Here is an 18,207-nt window from a genome sequence, read left to right as displayed (position 1 = left end):
ACGCCCGGTTACATTCCGAACCCGGAAGCTAAGCCTCACAGCGCCGATGGTACTGCAGGGGGGACCCTGTGGGAGAGTAGGACACCGCCGAACAATTCTTGTAAAAGGTCGGATTCCGGACTTCGGTTCGGGGCCCGGCCTTTTTCTTTTGCCTGCCTGGTGCCCGTCACGTGTCGTTCACGTCGACCGCCCAGGATCGACGCCATGGGTACCGCTGCAATGCTCAGGTCCGCCGGCGTCGGAGTCGGTGACGAGGTCGTCGTACCTGCCTTCGGGAATGTGGAAGTCGCCGAGGCCGTCACCCTGGTCGGCGCACTCCCGGTGTTCGCCGACATAGATCCGGTGACCTACTGCCTCGCCCCGTCGGCCCTGGAGGCGGCCGTAACCTCCCGCACGGCGGCCGTCGTTGTCGTACATCGCTTCGGACGGCAGGCCGACCTGGGGCAGTTGCACCAGGTCGGAGAGCGGCACGGGCTGCTCGTGTTGCAACAGGGAGAGTCCGAGGCGTCGTACGACGAGATCGCGCGGCGCAGGGAGCGGGCCGCCCTCCTCGACGCGGGGCTGAAGGGTGTACGGACACCCGAGGGCGGCGACGGGCACACCTACCAGCAGTACGTCGTGCGGGTGCCCGGGAACGGCAGGCCGGACCGCGATGCCTTCGCTCGAGCCCTGCGCGGCAGGGGAGTTGACTGCCGGGTGCCCGTCCGGACGCCTGTGCACCGGCTGCCCGAGTACCGGCGCTGCGTAACCCTCCCGGAGACCGAACTGGCCGCCGACGAGACGCTCGCCCTGCCGGTGGACGCTGGGCTCACGAAACGGGAGATGCAGCGGATCGTCTCCGCCTGCAACGCCCTCGGCGGCCTGCTCCAGCCGGCCTTCTGAACGAGCGTCGGGGCGACTTCCGAACGCGTTTGGGAACTCGGGACCGTTCAGGGTACGATCTCTTTGTCGCCTTGAGGGAAACCTCGAAATGCGACAGGCCCCTATAGCTCAGTCGGCAGAGCGTCTCCATGGTAAGGAGAAGGTCAACGGTTCGATTCCGTTTGGGGGCTCCGACAGAAAGGCCCCGCCCATTCGGGCGGGGCCTTTCTCATGCCCGGACGCGCCTCAGGCGTCCTGGTGGATTTCGGGCACCCGCATCGCCAGGATCGCCATGTCGTCCGACGGGGCGTCGGAGGCGAAGCGTTCCACCGCGCGCATGATGCGGGCCGCCACCGCGCCCGCGGTGAGACCCGTGCACGTGGTCAGGACATCGGCCAGACCGTCGTCGCCGAGCATGCGTGAGCCCTCGCGGCGTTCGGTGACACCGTCCGTGACGCACAGCAGGACGTCGCCCGGATCCAGGGTGACCGTCTGCTCGTACAGGTCGAGGTCCTCGATGACGCCGAGCAGCGGCTGGGGTTCGGCCGCGGCCACCACCGTGCCGTCCTGCCGGAGGCGCAGTGGGAGCGGATGGCCGGCGCAGACCACCTTCAGTTCGGCGCTGCCGTCCTCCTGCGGGCGCATCTCGCCGTAGAGGAGCGTCAGGAAGCGGCTGCGGTCGCCCTCGTCGAGGATCGCGGAGTTCAGGCGCTCCAGCACCGCCGGGCCGTTCAGGCCCTCGCGGGCCAGCAGCCGCAGCGCGTGCCGGGCGAGGCCGGTGACGGCGGCCGCGTTCGGGCCCGTACCGCAGACGTCGCCGATGGCGAAGCCGTAGGCGCCGTTGCCGATGGGGAACAGGTCGTAGAAGTCACCGCCCACCTCGTTCCCCTCGCCGGCCGCGCGGTAGATGACCTCGACCTCCACGCCGTCGATGTTCGGCAGGCCGGGCGGGAGCAGGCTGCGCTGGAGGGCCTGGCTGATGGCCGTGCGTTCCGAGTACAGGCGGGCGTTGTCCAGGGCGAGGGCGGCCCGGCGGGACAGGTCCTCGGCCAGTTCGAGGATCTCCTGGCGGAAGTGCTCGTCGGTCGGTTTGCCGAGCGTGAGCATGCCGATGACGCGGTTGCGGGCGACGAGTGGCAGGACGACCGTTTCGCCGCCGACCGCGGAGGCCGTCGCGAGGGTCGGGCCGATGCCCGAGGCGACCTGGTGCGTGGGGCCGCCGGACAGGCCGAGGCTGCGCATGGAGCTGCGCAGGGCCGCCTGGTGGGCGATCTCGCCGGGGGCCGTCCAGACCCGGGCGCCGGGGGTCGGCACCGGGTCGGGCGGGGCGATCTTCCCCAGCAGTGACTTGATGCCGTCGATGAGCTCCTCGTCCTCGTGCAGCACGTACGACAGGTAGGGCTCGGAGGCCTGGTCGGCGATCGTGTACACGGCGCACCAGGTGGCCAGCGTCGGCACGGTCATCTGGGCCATCAGCGCCAGGGTCTGGTCCCGGTCCAGCGTGCCGGCCAGCAGGTCGGAGGCCTCGACCAGGAAGCTCAGGGAGCCTCGGCGCAGCCGCTCCAGCTCGCCCAGGCGGGCCGATTCGACGGCCAGGGCGATGCGGTCGGCCGCGAACTGCAGACGGAGCGCCTCCTCGTTGGAGTACCGGGAGGGCGCCTCGGCCGCGACGCCGAGGGAGCCGGTGAGGCGGCCCTCGACCTTAAGGGGCACGGTGACGACCGAGCGCATGCCGGTGCCGGAGAGCAGCGGGACGGCCCCGGGGACGGCCGTGAGGTCGTCGTGGACGGCCGGCATGCGCGCGGAGCCGTAGCGGCCGGGGCCGGCTTCCACGGGGACGCGGGCGAAGCGCTGGCGGGCGGAGGGCAGGCCGGTGGAGGCGCGCACCTCCAGTTCCGTCTCGTCGTCCGTGGCCAGCAGCAGGAAGGCCGAGTCCGCGTCGAGCATGTCGCGGGCGCGCTCCACGGTGCGCTGGAGCAGTCCGTCCAGGTCGTCCGGCGCGGGGGAGCCGATGAAGACCTCGAAGGGGTCGGTGCTCTGCCCGTCGGCGGAGGAGGGCTGGTCGGCGGACGGGACGCGCAGGGGGGTCTGCAGGACGGCGCGCTCGTCCTCGCGGACCAGCAGGCACACGGTGGAGGGTTCGCCGCCGGTGTCGCGGACCCGCAGGTGGGAGGCGTACACCGGGGTGACGCGGCCGTCGGCGCCGCGGATGCCGTAGCTGCCCTCCCAGCGGGAGAGCTGCAGCGCCTCGGCGATGCCGGTGCCGGTGCCCGGGGTGTGCGGCCAGGCCGCCAGGTCGGTGAGGGGTTTGCCGGTGACCTGGTGGGACGTGTGGCCGAAAAGGTCCTCGGCGTCCTCGTTCCAGGACGTGATGGATCCCTTCCGGTCGATCTGGACCACGGCGACGCGGACCCGGCCGTCGGTCAGCGGGAGGAGCTCGGCGGGGAGCGCGGGGCCGGCGGTGCGGGTGCCGACCGGGTGTTCGGGCAGATCGAGCTGGAACCAGACGTTCTTGTGCGTGGGTGTGTAGTCCACGCCCCAGCGGCCGGCCAGGGCCGCGCAGAGCTGGAGGCCGCGGCCGCCCTCGCGGTCGGGGCTGCCCATGGCGGCGTGCGCGCTCTGCAGGGGGACCTCGCGCTCCGGGTAGCGGTCGGACACCTCGACCCGTACGCCGTCCTCGGTGCGCAGGCACAGCACCTCCGCGTGCGTGCCGGCGTGCACCACCGCGTTGGTCACCAGCTCGCTGGTGAGGACCACGGCGTCGTCGACGATGTCGGCGAAGCCCCAGCCCTGGAGGGTGTCGCGGACGAAGGACCGGGCGGTCGCCACCGACCGCCCGACGGGCTCGAAGCTGGCGGCCGCGCGCGCGGTGATCACAGAACTCCTCGACCGGTCGTGGACGTGTGGGGCTGCGGGGCCGGCCGGCTCGTGCCGCTGCTGCGGCATCAACTCGCCCGTCGGCCGTTGCTCCGGGGAAGGGTCCCCCGGGATCAGTCCGGTGGTCATGGTCTGCGGCCGCCCCTCCGATGCCCGCTCGTTCTCGTGCCACCGTCCAGGCCGGACGGACCGGTGCGGCTGGACAGCCGCATGCAAGGTTACTTACCTTCGCGGTCCCAGTGGATGCCGGTCGCCGGTGATTACGCCCCCACGTGTGCTGTCTGTGTGCGAAGCTGCCGAACTGTTATGGCCTGGTTCGGCCGGGGTGAAACACTGGGCAGGCTTGTGATGAAGGTCCGGTCAGGTTGTCGGTCGGGTTGCGTGTGTTCCGTGTATGGCGGGCAGCAGCCCCTGGTGCGGCCGGATCTCGTCTGGCAGAACTACGCAGTAGTAACCGGTACGCCCGGTATCCGGTATGCCGAATGAACCGGCAGACCGGCCGACGCGGCCGAGCACAGCAGTAACGGTCGACCCCTGCGGGAGGGACACAGTGGAGTCTGGCGCGGCGACGCGGACCACGAAGACGCGCGCGAAAGGCGGACAGTCCCTGGGCAAGCACGGCGGCACCACCGCCGTGGACACGGCTGCCCTGCACCGGCTGCTTGCGGCGCTCGTGTCCATGCGGGACGGGAACTTCCGCAAGCGGCTCACGGTGTCCGGCGACGGCGTGATGTCGGAGATCGCGGCGGTCTTCAACGAGGTGGCCGACCGCAATCTGCACCTGACGGGCGAGCTGTCCCGGGTACGGCGCATGGTGGGACGTGAGGGAAAACTAACGGAACGGCTGGAGACGGGCGCCTGCGAGGGCTCCTGGGCGTCCGCCATCGACGCCTCCAACGCCCTGGTCGACGATCTGGTCTGGCCCGTCTCCGAGGTCAGCCGGGTGCTGTCGGCGGTCGCCGAGGGTGATCTGTCGCCCCGGATGGAGCTGCGCACCCAGGGCCCGGACGGCACCGGGCACCCGCTGCGGGGCGAGTTCCTGAAGGTCGGCCGTACCGTCAACAACCTGGTCGACCAGCTGTCGACGTTCACCGACGAGGTCACGCGCGTGGCCAGCGAGGTGGGCACCGAGGGCAAGCTCGGCGGCCAGGCGCGGGTGCGCGGGCTCTCCGGCTCCTGGAAGGACCTGACGGACTCCGTCAACACGATGGCGTCCCGGCTGACGGCCCAGGTGCGGGACATCGCCCTGGTGACCACCGCGGTCGCCAAGGGTGACCTGTCACGCAAGGTCACCGTGCATGTCGCGGGCGAGATGCTGGAGCTGAAGAACACCGTCAACACGATGGTGGACCAGCTCTCGGCGTTCTCCTCGGAGGTGACGCGAGTCGCCCGTGAGGTCGGCACGGACGGCATCCTCGGTGGTCAGGCGCATGTTCCAGGGGTCGACGGCACCTGGAAGGAACTCACCGACTCGGTGAACCTGATGGCCGGCAACCTGACGGCCCAGGTACGCGGGATCGCCCAGGTGACCACGGCGGTCGCCAACGGCGACCTGTCGCAGAAGGTGACCGTTCCGGCGCGCGGCGAGGTCGCGCAGCTCGCCGAGACGATCAACCAGATGACCGAGACGCTGCGGATCTTCGCGGACGAGGTCACGCGCGTGGCCAACGAGGTCGGTGCCGAGGGCCGCCTCGGCGGCCAGGCGACGGTGCCCGGCGTGGCCGGGACCTGGAAGGACCTCACGGACTCCGTCAACACGGTGTTCCGCAACCTCACCACGCAGGTGCGGGACATCGCCGCCGTGACGACGGCGGTGGCCAGCGGTGACCTGTCGCAGAAGGTCACCGTGGACGTGGCCGGCGAGATGCTGGAGCTGAAGAACACCGTCAACACGATGGTCGACCAGCTGTCGGCGTTCGGTGCCGAGGTGACGCGGGTCGCGCGGGAGATCGGTGTCGAGGGTGAGCTGGGCGGCCAGGCGCAGGTGCCGGGCGCGGCCGGGACGTGGAAGGACCTGACGGACTCCGTCAACACCGCGTTCCGCAACCTCACCGGGCAGGTCCGCAACATCGCGCAGGTGACGACGGCGGTGGCCAACGGCGACCTGTCGCAGAAGGTCACGGTCGACGTCTCCGGCGAGATGCTCCAGCTGAAGAACACCGTGAACACGATGGTGGACCAGCTGTCGAGCTTCGCCGACCAGGTGACGCGGATGGCCCGGGACGTGGGCACGGAGGGCCGCCTGGGCGGTCAGGCCCGCGTGGACGGCGTCTCGGGCACCTGGAAGGAGCTGACGGACTCCGTCAACTTCATGGCCGGAAACCTGACGTCCCAGGTGCGGCAGATCGCCCAGGTGACGACGGCCGTGGCGCGCGGCGACCTGTCACAGAAGATCGACGTGGACGCGCGCGGGGAGATCCTGGAGCTGAAGAGCACCATCAACACGATGGTGGACCAGCTGTCCGCCTTCGCCGACCAGGTGACCCGGGTGGCCCGTGAGGTGGGCACGGAGGGCCGCCTCGGCGGTCAGGCGCAGGTGCCCGGCGTGGCGGGTGTGTGGCGTGACCTGACGGACTCCGTGAACGGCATGGCCGGCAACCTGACGGCCCAGGTGCGCAACATCGCCCAGGTCGCCACCGCCGTGGCCCGTGGTGACCTATCCCAGAAGATCACCGTGGACGCGCGCGGGGAGATCCAGGAGCTGAAGAACACCCTGAACACGATGGTGGACCAGCTGTCGTCGTTCGCCCAGGAGGTCACGCGTGTGGCCCGTGAGGTGGGTACGGAGGGCATCCTCGGTGGGCAGGCGGAGGTCCAGGGCGTCGCCGGCACCTGGAAGGACCTCACGCAGTCCGTGAACTTCATGGCGAACAACCTGACCGGTCAGGTACGCAACATCGCCGAGGTCACGACCGCCGTCGCCAAGGGCGACCTGTCCAAGAAGATCACCGTGGACGCCAAGGGTGAGATCCTCGAGCTGGTCACGACGGTCAACACGATGGTCGACCAGCTGTCCAGTTTCGCCGAGCAGGTGACCCGGGTGGCCCGTGAGGTGGGCACCGAGGGCATGCTGGGCGGCCAGGCCCATGTGCCGGGTGTCACGGGCATCTGGAAGGACCTGAGCAACAACGTCAACCTGATGGCCAACAACCTGACCATGCAGGTGCGGAACATCTCCCAGGTCGCCTCCGCGGTGGCCAACGGCGACCTGACCCGGCAGGTGACGATCGAGGCGAGCGGCGAGGTGGCGCAGCTCGCCGACACCATCAACACGATGGTCAAGACGCTGAGTTCGTTCGCCGACCAGGTCACCAAGGTGGCCCGCGAGGTGGGCACGGACGGCATCCTCGGTGGTCAGGCGCACGTGCCCGGCGTGGCCGGCACGTGGAAGGACCTCACCGAGTCGGTGAACCAGATGGCGTCCAACCTGACCGGTCAGGTGCGCAACATCGCCATGGTGACCACGGCCATCGCCAAGGGTGACCTGACCAAGAAGATCGACATCGACGCCCGGGGCGAGATCCTCGAGCTGAAGACGACGATCAACACGATGGTCGACCAGCTGTCCAGCTTCGCCGAGGAGGTCACGCGTGTGGCCCGCGAGGTGGGCACCGAGGGTCAGCTCGGTGGGCAGGCACGCGTGCGTGACGTCGACGGCACCTGGCGTGACCTCACCGAGTCGGTGAACGAGATGGCCGGGAACCTGACCCGGCAGGTGCGCGCCATCGCGCGCGTGGCGACCGCGGTGACCCGGGGCGACCTGAACCTGAAGATCGACGTGGACGCGTCCGGGGAGATCCAGGAACTGCAGGACTACATCAACAAGATGATCGCCAACCTGCGTGACACCACGATCGCCAACAAGGAGCAGGACTGGCTCAAGGGCAACCTCGCCCGCATCTCGGCGCTGATGCAGGGCCGCCGGGACCTGGAGGACGTGGCGTCGCTGATCATGAGCGAGCTGACGCCGGTCGTCTCCGCCCAGCACGGCGCGTTCTTCGTGGCGATGCCCCTCATGGAGGGCCAGGACGCGGGCGGGGACACCGAGGAGCAGTACGAACTGCGGATGCTCGGCAGCTACGGCTACTCGATGGGCTCCATGCCGACGTCGTTCCGGCCGGGCGAGGCGCTGATCGGTACCGCCGCGGAGGAGCGGCGCACGATCCTGGTGGAGAACGCGCCCAGCGGCTACCTGAAGATCTCCTCCGGGCTCGGCGAGGCCCCGCCGGCGCAGGTCATCGTCCTGCCGGTGCTGTTCGAGGGCACGGTGCTGGGCGTGATCGAGCTGGCGTCCTTCACGCCGTTCACGCAGATCCAGAAGGACTTCCTCAACCAGATCGCCGAGATGATCGCGACGAGCGTCAACACCATCTCGGTCAACACCAAGACCGAGCTGCTGCTCAAGCAGTCGCAGGAGCTGACCGAGCAGCTCAGGGAGCGGTCTGCGGAGCTGGAGAACCGGCAGAAGGCGCTGCAGGCATCCAACGCCGAACTGGAGGAGAAGGCCGAGCTGCTGGCCCGGCAGAACCGTGACATCGAGGTGAAGAACACCGAGATCGAGGAGGCCCGGCAGGTCCTGGAGGAGCGCGCCGAGCAGCTCGCCGTGTCGATGCGGTACAAGAGCGAGTTCCTCGCCAACATGTCGCACGAGCTGCGCACGCCGCTCAACTCGCTGCTGATCCTGGCCAAGCTGCTCGCCGACAACGCCGACAGCAATCTCTCCCCGAAGCAGGTCGAGTTCGCCGAGACCATCCACGGTGCCGGTTCCGACCTGCTGCAGCTGATCAACGACATCCTGGACCTGTCCAAGGTCGAGGCGGGCAAGATGGACGTCTCCCCGACGCGCATCGCGCTCGTCCAACTCGTGGACTACGTGGAGGCCACGTTCCGGCCGCTGACCGCGGAGAAGGGCCTGGACCTGTCGGTGCGGGTCTCACCGGAGCTGCCGGCGACCCTGCACACCGACGAGCAGCGGCTGCTGCAGGTGCTGCGGAACCTGCTGTCCAACGCGGTGAAGTTCACCGACTCCGGGTCGGTGGAGCTGGTGATCCGGCCGGCCGGCGCGAACGTGCCGGTGGGCATCCGGGAACAACTGCTGGAGGCCGGCTCGCTGAGCGATCCGGGCGCGCCGCTGATCGCGTTCTCGGTGACCGACACCGGCATCGGCATCGCGGCGAGCAAGATGCGCGTGATCTTCGAGGCGTTCAAGCAGGCCGACGGCACTACCAGCCGCAAGTACGGCGGCACGGGCCTCGGTCTGTCGATCTCCCGGGAGATCGCCCAGCTGCTCGGCGGCGAGATCCACGCGCAGAGCGAACCCGGGCGGGGCTCGACGTTCACGCTGTACCTGCCGCTGCACCCGAGCGAACTGCCGCCGCAGGGCTACCAGCAGTCCATGCCCGCGCTGGAGGCCGGCGACCTGGTGGCCTCCGAGGCGCGGCGGTCCTCGGAGCTTTCCGCGGCGGAGATCGAGACGCCGGCCGAGGTGAAGTCGTACCAGGAGACGCAGAACGGCCCCGCCGCGCTGTTCCGGCGCCGCCGCCGCAGCACACCGCCGGCGGCCGAGCTGCGGCTGGAGGAGTGGGCGGCAGGCGCCGGGCAGGACAGTGCGGAGGAGTCGGCACACGCGGTGCGGTTCGGCGGGGAGAAGGTGCTGATCGTCGACGACGACATCCGCAACGTGTTCGCGCTCACCAGCGTCCTGGAGCAGCACGGGCTGTCGGTGCTGTACGCCGAGAACGGCCGCGAGGGCATCGAGGTCCTGGAGCAGCACGACGACGTGGCGGTCGTCCTGATGGACATCATGATGCCGGAGATGGACGGGTACGCCACGACCACGGCGATCCGCAGGATGCCGCAGTTCGCCGGGCTGCCGATCATCGCGCTGACCGCCAAGGCGATGAAGGGGGACCGGGAGAAGGCCATCGAGTCGGGCGCCTCCGACTACGTGACCAAGCCGGTCGACCCGGACCACCTGCTGTCCGTGATGCGGCAGTGGATGCGGGAGGAGTGAGGGAACGGCACGACCGGATGTGAACGTTGCGGGAACCCCCGGTGAGCACGCGGGTTTCCCTTTCCGGGGGCGCGGCCCGGTGTGGGAACGTGGGAATCCGGGAACCATCCGGTCTCCTGCCGCGTTTCCGCTGTGTGCACAGTGACATCGCGGTGACAGGGTGTGGCGACAGGCAGGGTGCGGCTACCATGACCGGCACAAGGACGGGCGGCGAAAGGGAGTCGTCCCCTGGGGCGGCGCCCGGTGTACCGCCGGGGCGAGGAGGGCGGGCCATGGTGCAGAAGGCCAAGATCCTCCTGGTCGATGACCGGCCGGAGAATCTGCTGGCGCTGGAGGCGATCCTCTCCGCGCTTGATCAGACGCTGGTGCGGGCATCGTCCGGGGAGGAAGCGCTCAAGGCACTGCTCACGGACGACTTCGCGGTCATTCTGCTGGACGTCCAGATGCCGGGCATGGACGGATTCGAGACCGCGGCGCACATCAAGCGGCGCGAGCGGACGCGGGACATCCCGATCATCTTCCTCACGGCGATCAACCACGGCCCGCATCACACCTTCCGGGGGTACGCGGCGGGCGCGGTCGACTACATCTCCAAGCCGTTCGACCCGTGGGTGCTGCGGGCGAAGGTGTCGGTGTTCGTCGAGCTGTACATGAAGAACTGCCAGCTCCGCGAGCAGGCGGCGCTGCTGCGGCTCCAGTTGGAGGGCAACGGCAAGGGCGGTGTCGGAGGCAAGGAGTCCACCGGGCTGCTCGCGGAACTGTCCGCGCGGCTCGCGGCCGTCGAGGAGCAGGCCGAGGCCCTGTCCAAACAGCTGGACGACGATTCCGCGGACGCGGCGGCGGTCGCCACCGCGGCTCATCTGGAGCGCAAACTCACCGGTCTGCGCCGCGCGCTCGATGCCCTGGAGCCGGGCACCGGGAGCGGCAGCCCGGCGCTGCCGACGCAGAACTGACACCGGTGGGGCCCGCGTTGCCCATGAGCGGGCGTCAGCTTCGGGCCCCGGCAAGGGCGACACGAACGGGTGAACCAGTCGGCACACGTGTCCCCTGTCGTCTCCACCGGTAACCTCACTCCATGGCCACACGTCCCTCCGCAGCCAAGAAGCAGCCCGCGAAGAAGGCGGCCGCTCCCGCGAAGGCTCCGGCGAGGAAGGCCGCCGCGAAGAAGGCCCCGGCCGGGAAGGCGCCCGCCAAGAAGGCCCCGGCCAAGAAGGCAGCGCCGCCGCCCAAGCCGGCACCCAGCCCCACCGGGGGCGTCTACCGGCTCGTGCGTGCCCTCTGGCTGGGCCTGGCGCACGCCGTCGGTGCCGTCTTCCGGGGCATAGGGCAGGGCGCGAAGAACCTCGACCCGGCGCACCGGAAGGACGGCGTGGCCCTGCTGCTGTTCGGCCTCGCGCTGGTCGTCGCCGCCGGCACGTGGGCCGATCTGCGCGGACCCGTCGGCGACCTGGTGGAGATCCTGGTCACCGGCGCGTTCGGCCGGCTCGACCTGCTGGTGCCGATACTGCTCGCGGTGATCGGCGTACGGTTCGTCCGGCATCCGGAGAAGCAGGAGGCCAACGGCCGGATCGTGATCGGCCTGTCCGCGCTCGTCATCGGCGTGCTCGGCCAGCTCCACATCGCGTGCGGCTCGCCCGCCCGCAGCGGCGGCATGCAGGCCATAAGGGACGCCGGCGGCCTCATCGGCTGGGCGGCGGCGACCCCGCTGACGTACTCCATGTCCGAGGTGCTGGCGGTGCCGCTGCTGGTGCTGCTCACCGTGTTCGGCCTGCTCGTGGTCACCGCCACGCCGGTCAACGCCATCCCGCAGCGGCTGCGCACGCTCGGCGTGAAGCTGGGCCTGCTGCCCGACCCGGAGGACGACGAGCTCACCGAGGACGACGAGCGCTACGACGAGCAGTGGCGCGAAGCGCTGCCCGGGCGCCCCCGCAAGCGCCTGAGCGCCCCCCAGGGGTATGACCCCGGCAGCGCGGAGGAGGCGGCGCTCACGCAGCGCCGGGGCCGGCCCCGGCGCTCGGCGGTGCCGCAGCCCGATCCGGCGCGGCACATGGACGCCGTGGACGTCGCGGCGGCGGCCGCGGCCGCCCTCGACGGCGCCGTCCTGCACGGCATGCCGCCCTCCCAGGTCGTCGCCGACCTCACCCAGGGCGTCAGCGTCGGCGACCGCGAGGAGACCACACCGGTCCCGGCGCCCTCACCGTCGCCGTCGCCGTCGAAGGCCCCCGCCTCGTCGCCGGTCCCGGCGCCGTCGCGGCCCAAGCAGGAGAAGATCCCCAGCGGGAGCGTCCCCGACCTCACCAAGAAGGCGCCCGAAGCGGTCCGCGACCTGCCCGCGCGCGCGGAGCAGCTCCAGCTGTCCGGGGACATCACCTACGCCCTGCCCTCGCTGGACCTCCTCACCCGCGGGGGCCCCGGCAAGGCGCGCAGCGCGGCCAACGACGCGGTCGTCGCCTCGCTCACCCAGGTCTTCACCGAGTTCAAGGTCGACGCGGCCGTCACCGGCTTCACTCGCGGCCCGACGGTCACCCGCTACGAGGTCGAGCTCGGCCCCGCCGTCAAGGTCGAGCGGATCACCGCCCTGACCAAGAACATCGCCTACGCCGTCGCCAGTCCGGACGTGCGGATCATCAGCCCGATCCCCGGCAAGTCCGCGGTCGGCATCGAGATCCCGAACACCGACCGGGAGATGGTCAACCTCGGTGACGTGCTGCGCCTCGCCGAGTCCGCCGAGGACGACGACCCGATGCTGGTCGCCTTCGGCAAGGACGTCGAGGGCGGGTACGTGATGCACTCGCTGGCGAAGATGCCCCACATGCTGGTCGCCGGCGCCACCGGTTCCGGCAAGTCGTCCTGCATCAACTGCCTGATCACCTCGGTCATGATGCGGGCGACGCCGGAGGACGTCCGGATGATCCTGGTCGACCCCAAGCGCGTCGAGCTGACCGCCTACGAGGGCATCCCGCACCTGATCACGCCGATCATCACCAACCCCAAGCGGGCCGCCGAGGCGCTGCAGTGGGTCGTGCGCGAGATGGACCTGCGCTACGACGACCTCGCGGCCTACGGCTACCGGCACATCGACGACTTCAACCGCGCCGTCCGCGAGGGCAAGGTCAAGCCGCCGGAGGGCAGCGAGCGGGAGCTGCAGCCGTACCCGTACCTGCTGGTGATCGTCGACGAGCTGGCCGACCTGATGATGGTCGCCCCCAGGGACGTCGAGGACGCGATCGTGCGGATCACGCAGCTCGCGCGCGCGGCCGGCATCCACCTGGTGCTCGCCACCCAGCGGCCGTCCGTCGACGTCGTCACCGGTCTGATCAAGGCCAATGTGCCGTCCCGGCTGGCCTTCGCCACCTCCTCGCTCGCCGACTCGCGGGTCATCCTCGACCAGCCGGGCGCGGAGAAGCTGATCGGCAAGGGCGACGGGCTGTTCCTGCCGATGGGCGCGAACAAGCCGACCCGTATGCAGGGCGCGTTCGTGACCGAGGAAGAGGTCGCGGTCGTCGTCCAGCACTGCAAGGACCAGATGGCGCCGGTCTTCCGGGACGACGTCACGGTGGGCACCAAGCAGAAGAAGGAGATCGACGAGGACATCGGCGACGACCTCGACCTGCTGTGCCAGGCGGCCGAGCTGGTGGTCTCCACCCAGTTCGGGTCGACGTCCATGCTCCAGCGCAAGCTGCGGGTCGGCTTCGCCAAGGCCGGCCGGCTGATGGACCTCATGGAGTCCCGGAACATCGTCGGGCCCAGCGAGGGATCCAAGGCGCGTGACGTTCTTGTGAAGGCCGACGAACTCGACGGCGTGCTCGCGGTGATTCGCGGGGAGACGGAGGGGTAGGACGCGCCCCGGACGGGGGTCGTCCGTCCGGCCGAACGACTGGGCCGGACGGCGGCACCGCCGTGATCCACCCGTTAGAGAACGGCGAGCAACCGTTTCCCTTTGCTGTACGTCAAGTTGAGGGAGAGGGCAGGTGCGGGTCCCAGCGGGGGATTTCGTGTCTGGCCGTGTCGTCGGATTGTCGGGCCAGTCCGATGGCGTACAAAGTCATACCGCCCGGTTGCCCCACCCTTTCGTACCCCCCCTAGACTGAACCTCCAGCAGGTGGCTACACGCTCGAAAGGCGCCCCCGTGTCCATCGGCAACTCCCCTGAAGACGAGCGTCCGTTCGAAGACGTGTCCAAGGAAGCCCGTCCCACCGTCGGGCGCGCCCTGCAGCAGGCGCGCATCGCGGCCGGGCTGACCGTCGACGACGTCAGCAGCGCCACTCGCGTCCGCATCGCCATCGTGCACGCCATCGAGGCCGACGACTTCGCCCCCTGCGGCGGCGACGTGTACGCCCGCGGCCACATCCGGACCCTGGCCAGGGCCGTCCACCTCGATCCCGGCCCGCTGATCGAGCGGTACGACGCCGAGCACGGCGGCCGGCCCGCCCCGACCCCTGCCGCACCTTTGTTCGAGGCGGAGCGGATCCGTCCCGAGCGGCGCGGACCCAACTGGACCGCGGCCATGGTCGCGGCGATCGTCGCCGTGATCGGCTTCGTCGGATTCACCGCCTTCAAGGGCGGCGACAGCGGGAACGACGCCAAGTCCCAGGTCGCCGAGGGCGCCACGCCGAGCGCCAAGTCCGCGTCGCCCACGCCCAAGAAGGACAAGCCGGCCCCACCCAAGTCCGAGCCGTCCGACAGCGCCATCGCGGCGGCCCCCCAGGACAAGGTGACCGTGCAGGTCAGCGCCCCCAACGGGCGCAGCTGGATCTCCGCCAAGGACCACAACGGCCGGATGCTCTTCGACGGACTGCTCAAGAAGGGCGAGTCCAAGACCTTCCAGGACAGCTCCAAGATCAACCTGATCCTCGGCGACGCCGGCGCCATCCAGCTCTATGTCAACGGCAAGAAGATCGAGGACGACTTCCAGCCGGGCGCGGTCGAGCGCCTGACGTACACCAAGGGCGACCCCGAGGTCGGCTGACAGCCGCTCGCGGGAAGCCGTCCAGCGGGGTTGGCCAAGATCGGCCAACCCCGTCGACGTGGGGTGTCGTACGGACGAAGTAGTCTTGAGCCCATGCCTGAACGCCGTACCGTCGCACTCGTCACTCTCGGCTGCGCCCGTAACGAGGTGGACTCGGAGGAGCTCGCAGGCCGTTTGGAGGCGGACGGCTGGCAGCTCGTGGAGGACGCCGCGGACGCGGACGTCGCCGTGGTCAACACCTGTGGCTTCGTGGAAGCCGCCAAGAAGGACTCCGTCGACGCCCTCCTGGAGGCCAACGACCTCAAGGACCATGGCAGAACCCAGGCCGTCGTGGCGGTGGGCTGCATGGCCGAGCGGTACGGCAAGGAGCTGGCCGAGGCCCTCCCCGAGGCCGACGGCGTGCTCGGATTCGACGACTACGCCGACATCTCCGACCGCCTGCAGACCATCCTCTCCGGCGGCATCCACGCCGCTCACACCCCCCGCGACCGGCGCAAGCTCCTGCCGATCAGCCCGGCCGAGCGGCAGGAGTCGGCCACCTCCGTCGCCCTGCCCGGCCACGGCCCGGCCGACCTTCCCGAGGGCGTCGCGCCTCTCTCCGGCCCCCGCGCGCCCCTGCGCCGCCGGCTGGACGGCGCGCCCGTCGCCTCCGTCAAGCTCGCCTCCGGCTGCGACCGCCGCTGCTCGTTCTGCGCCATCCCCTCCTTCCGCGGCTCGTTCATCTCGCGCCGCCCGAGCGACGTGCTGAACGAGACCCGCTGGCTGGCCGAGCAGGGCGTGAAGGAGATCATGCTGGTCTCCGAGAACAACACCTCCTACGGCAAGGACCTGGGTGACATCCGCCTGCTGGAGTCCCTCCTGCCCGAGCTGGCCGAGGTCGACGGCATCGAACGCGTGCGCGTCAGCTACCTCCAGCCGGCCGAGATGCGCCCCGGCCTGATCGACGTACTGACCTCCACCCCGAAGGTCGCTCCCTACTTCGACCTTTCCTTCCAGCACTCCGCGCCCGGCGTGCTGCGCGCCATGCGCCGCTTCGGCGACACCGACCGCTTCCTGGAGCTGCTCGACACCATCCGTGGCAAGGCTCCGCAGGCCGGCGTGCGCTCCAACTTCATCGTCGGCTTCCCCGGCGAGTCCGAGGCCGACCTGGCCGAGCTGGAGCGCTTCCTGAGCGGCGCCCGCCTGGACGCCATCGGCGTGTTCGGCTACTCCGACGAGGAGGGCACGGAGGCGGCCACGTACACCGGCAAGCTCGACGGCGACGTCGTCGCCGAGCGGCTGGCCCGGGTCTCCCGGCTCGCCGAGGAGCTCGTCTCGCAGCGCGCCGAGGAGCGTCTCGGCGAGACCGTGCACGTCCTCGTCGAGTCCGTCGACGACGAGGAGGGCGTGTACGGCCGCGCCGCGCACCAGGCGCCGGAAACGGACGGCCAGGTGCTGCTCACGAGCGGCGAGGGCCTGACCGTGGGACGTATGGTCGAGGCGAAGGTGGTCGGTACGGAGGGTGTCGACCTGGTCGCCGAGCCGCTCACCGGCTCGCTCGGGTGTAGTGAGGAGGCGGGCAGATGACCGGAGTCCCGGCATCCGCCGCGGGTGGCTCCTCCGGCGCCCAGGGCGCCCGGGGTTCCGCCGCCGCGGCCGACGGCGCAGCTCCCGCCGCTGCTGCTCCCGCGGCTTCCGCTTCCGCGGCTCCCGCTCCCGCTGGTCCGTCTCCCGTCACCGTTCCTGCTCCCGCTTCGGACGCCGGCGCGACGGGTGAGGCCCGGCCCGCGCGCGGGAAGAAGATCACGGCCGCCGCCGTCAACCAGGCCAGCGTGTGGAACGTCGCCAACCTGCTGACGATGCTGCGGCTGGTCCTGGTGCCCGGCTTCGTGGTGCTGATGCTGGAGAACGGCGGGTACGACCCGGCCTGGCGCTCGCTGGCCTGGGCGGCCTTCGCCATCGCCATGATCACCGACCTGTTCGACGGACACCTGGCGCGGACCTACAACCTGGTCACCGACTTCGGCAAGATCGCCGACCCCATCGCCGACAAGGCGATCATGGGCGCGGCGCTCGTGTGCCTGTCCGCCCTGGGCGACCTGCCCTGGTGGGTGACGGCCGTGATCCTCGGCCGGGAACTCGGCATCACCCTGCTGCGTTTCCTGGTCATTCGGTACGGCGTGATCCCGGCCAGCCGCGGCGGCAAGCTCAAGACCCTCACCCAGGGCGTGGCCGTCGGCATGTACGTGCTGGCGCTGACGGGGTGGCTGGCGACCCTGAGGTTCTGGGTGATGGCCGTGGCCGTCGTCCTCACCGTGGTCACCGGCCTCGACTATGTGAGACAGGCCATGGTGCTGCGCCGGCGGGGAATCGCCGAGCGCGCGGCTGCGTTGGAGGAGACGGAAGAGTGAGTCTGCCGGCCACCGAACTGGTGCGACTACTGACCGTGAGGGGCGAGACGCTCGCGGTGGCCGAGTCCCTCACCGGTGGTCTGGTCGCGGCGGAGATCACGTCCGTCCCCGGGGCGTCCAAGGTGTTCCGGGGTTCGGTCACCGCTTACGCCACCGGACTCAAGCATGATCTGCTGGGTGTCGACGCCACCCTGCTGGAGCAGCGCGGAGCGGTGGATCCGCAGGTCGCGGCCCAGATGGCGGCAGGTGTGCGGGAGGCGTTGGGCGCCGACTGGGGCATCGCGACCACCGGAGTCGCGGGGCCCGATCCGCAGGACGGGCAGCCGGTCGGCACGGTGTTCGTGGCCGCCGACGGGCCCCGGGGCACGGTTCCCGGTTCTGCCGGTGGCGGAAAAGTCGAGGCCCTGCGGTTGAACGGCGACCGTACGGAAATCCGTATGGAGAGTGTACGGAGCGTGCTCGCGCTCCTCCTGAGGGAGCTGGCGGGCCAACAGACAGGGAACGAGCGGGCACAGGATACGGAACGGAACGGGGGGTTTTGATGTTTGCAGCCCTGAGTGAACACGACATCGCTCCCCGCACGGCCGCGGCGCGAGGCGGTACGGTGGGGCGTGAAGGATGCGGCTACGCGGTCCGAGGAGGGAGCCACCGATGATTCTGCTCCGTCGCCTGCTGGGTGACGTGCTGCGTCGGCAGCGCCAACGCCAGGGCCGTACTCTGCGCGAAGTCTCCTCGTCCGCCCGAGTCTCACTCGGCTATCTCTCCGAGGTGGAGCGGGGGCAGAAGGAGGCTTCCTCCGAGCTGCTCTCCGCCATCTGCGACGCGCTGGACGTACGGATGTCGGAACTCATGCGAGAAGTGAGCGACGAGCTGGCGCTCGCCGAGCTGGCCCAGTCCGCAGCGGCCACCGACCCTGTACCCGCACCGGTCCGCCCGATGCTGGGTTCCGTGTCGGTGACGGGTGTGCCACCGGAACGGGTGACCATCAAGGCGCCCGCCGAAGCGCACCCGGCCGCCAGTGACGTCACCGACGCCGGCGCGGCGGGCGACATCGTCTTCACCGCGGCCGGGGACACCTGGGTGCTCGACTTCCAGTC

Annotated in this window: 9 protein-coding genes, 1 tRNA gene, 1 rRNA gene and 1 pseudogene; 11 read left to right on the top strand and 1 reads right to left on the bottom strand. The window is 70.3% G+C overall.

Annotation, left to right across the window (positions count from 1 at the left end; genetic code table 11):
* The 3 genes from rrf to ABZ854_RS35815 form a co-directional block, all read left to right on the top strand.
* Positions 1-93, top strand: a 5S ribosomal RNA gene (rrf, locus tag ABZ854_RS35825); the annotation flags it as partial.
* Positions 94-219: 126 nt separating this feature from the next.
* Positions 220-882, top strand: coding sequence for a DegT/DnrJ/EryC1/StrS family aminotransferase (locus ABZ854_RS35820; protein WP_361219873.1), 663 nt, complete (start codon positions 220-222; stop codon positions 880-882).
* 97 nt (positions 883-979) lie between these two features.
* Positions 980-1,052, top strand: a tRNA-Thr gene (locus ABZ854_RS35815).
* 55 nt (positions 1,053-1,107) lie between these two features.
* Here the strand turns inward: ABZ854_RS35815 and ABZ854_RS35810 are convergent.
* Positions 1,108-3,867: a SpoIIE family protein phosphatase gene (locus ABZ854_RS35810; RefSeq protein ID WP_361219870.1), complete on the bottom strand. Its 2,760-nt coding sequence runs from the start codon at positions 3,865-3,867 to the stop codon at positions 1,108-1,110.
* 421 nt (positions 3,868-4,288) lie between these two features.
* Here ABZ854_RS35810 and ABZ854_RS35805 point away from each other — a divergent pair, with 421 nt between their 5' ends.
* From ABZ854_RS35805 to ABZ854_RS35770, 8 genes and pseudogenes are all read left to right on the top strand, one after another.
* The gene (locus ABZ854_RS35805) at positions 4,289-9,751 is read left to right on the top strand and encodes a HAMP domain-containing protein (RefSeq protein ID WP_361219867.1); all 5,463 of its coding nucleotides are present in this window, start codon (positions 4,289-4,291) and stop codon (positions 9,749-9,751) included.
* Between the two features lie 272 nt (positions 9,752-10,023).
* Positions 10,024-10,704 (top strand): response regulator, encoded by a 681-nt coding sequence (locus ABZ854_RS35800; protein ID WP_129306217.1) that lies wholly within the window; start codon positions 10,024-10,026, stop codon positions 10,702-10,704.
* Positions 10,705-10,826: 122 nt separating this feature from the next.
* Positions 10,827-13,589 (top strand): DNA translocase FtsK, encoded by a 2,763-nt coding sequence (locus ABZ854_RS35795; RefSeq protein ID WP_361219864.1) that lies wholly within the window; start codon positions 10,827-10,829, stop codon positions 13,587-13,589.
* A 291-nt stretch (positions 13,590-13,880) separates the two neighbouring features.
* On the top strand, positions 13,881-14,720 hold the full coding sequence (locus ABZ854_RS35790) for a helix-turn-helix domain-containing protein (protein WP_361219861.1): 840 nt from the start codon (positions 13,881-13,883) through the stop codon (positions 14,718-14,720).
* A gap of 93 nt (positions 14,721-14,813) precedes the next feature.
* On the top strand, positions 14,814-16,286 hold the full coding sequence (gene rimO / locus ABZ854_RS35785) for a 30S ribosomal protein S12 methylthiotransferase RimO (RefSeq protein ID WP_361219858.1): 1,473 nt from the start codon (positions 14,814-14,816) through the stop codon (positions 16,284-16,286).
* Entirely contained in the window at positions 16,283-17,110 is an 828-nt protein-coding gene (pgsA, locus tag ABZ854_RS35780) for a CDP-diacylglycerol--glycerol-3-phosphate 3-phosphatidyltransferase (RefSeq protein ID WP_361219855.1), read from the top strand. The genes rimO and pgsA overlap by 4 nt, the downstream gene beginning before the upstream one ends.
* Positions 17,107-17,652 carry a CinA family protein gene (locus ABZ854_RS35775; protein ID WP_361219852.1) on the top strand — a complete coding sequence of 182 codons (546 nt, stop codon included), beginning with the start codon at positions 17,107-17,109 and terminating at the stop codon, positions 17,650-17,652. The genes pgsA and ABZ854_RS35775 overlap by 4 nt, the downstream gene beginning before the upstream one ends.
* A 109-nt stretch (positions 17,653-17,761) precedes the next feature.
* Positions 17,762-18,112: pseudogene (locus ABZ854_RS35770) on the top strand (helix-turn-helix transcriptional regulator); the annotation flags it as partial.
* Positions 18,113-18,207: the final 95 nt, after the last annotated feature.

Source organism: Streptomyces sp. NPDC047028, assembly GCF_040644095.1.
In the GTDB taxonomy this organism is placed as follows: Bacteria; Actinomycetota; Actinomycetes; order Streptomycetales; family Streptomycetaceae; genus Streptomyces.
This window is presented reverse-complemented; position numbering and strand designations above follow the sequence as displayed.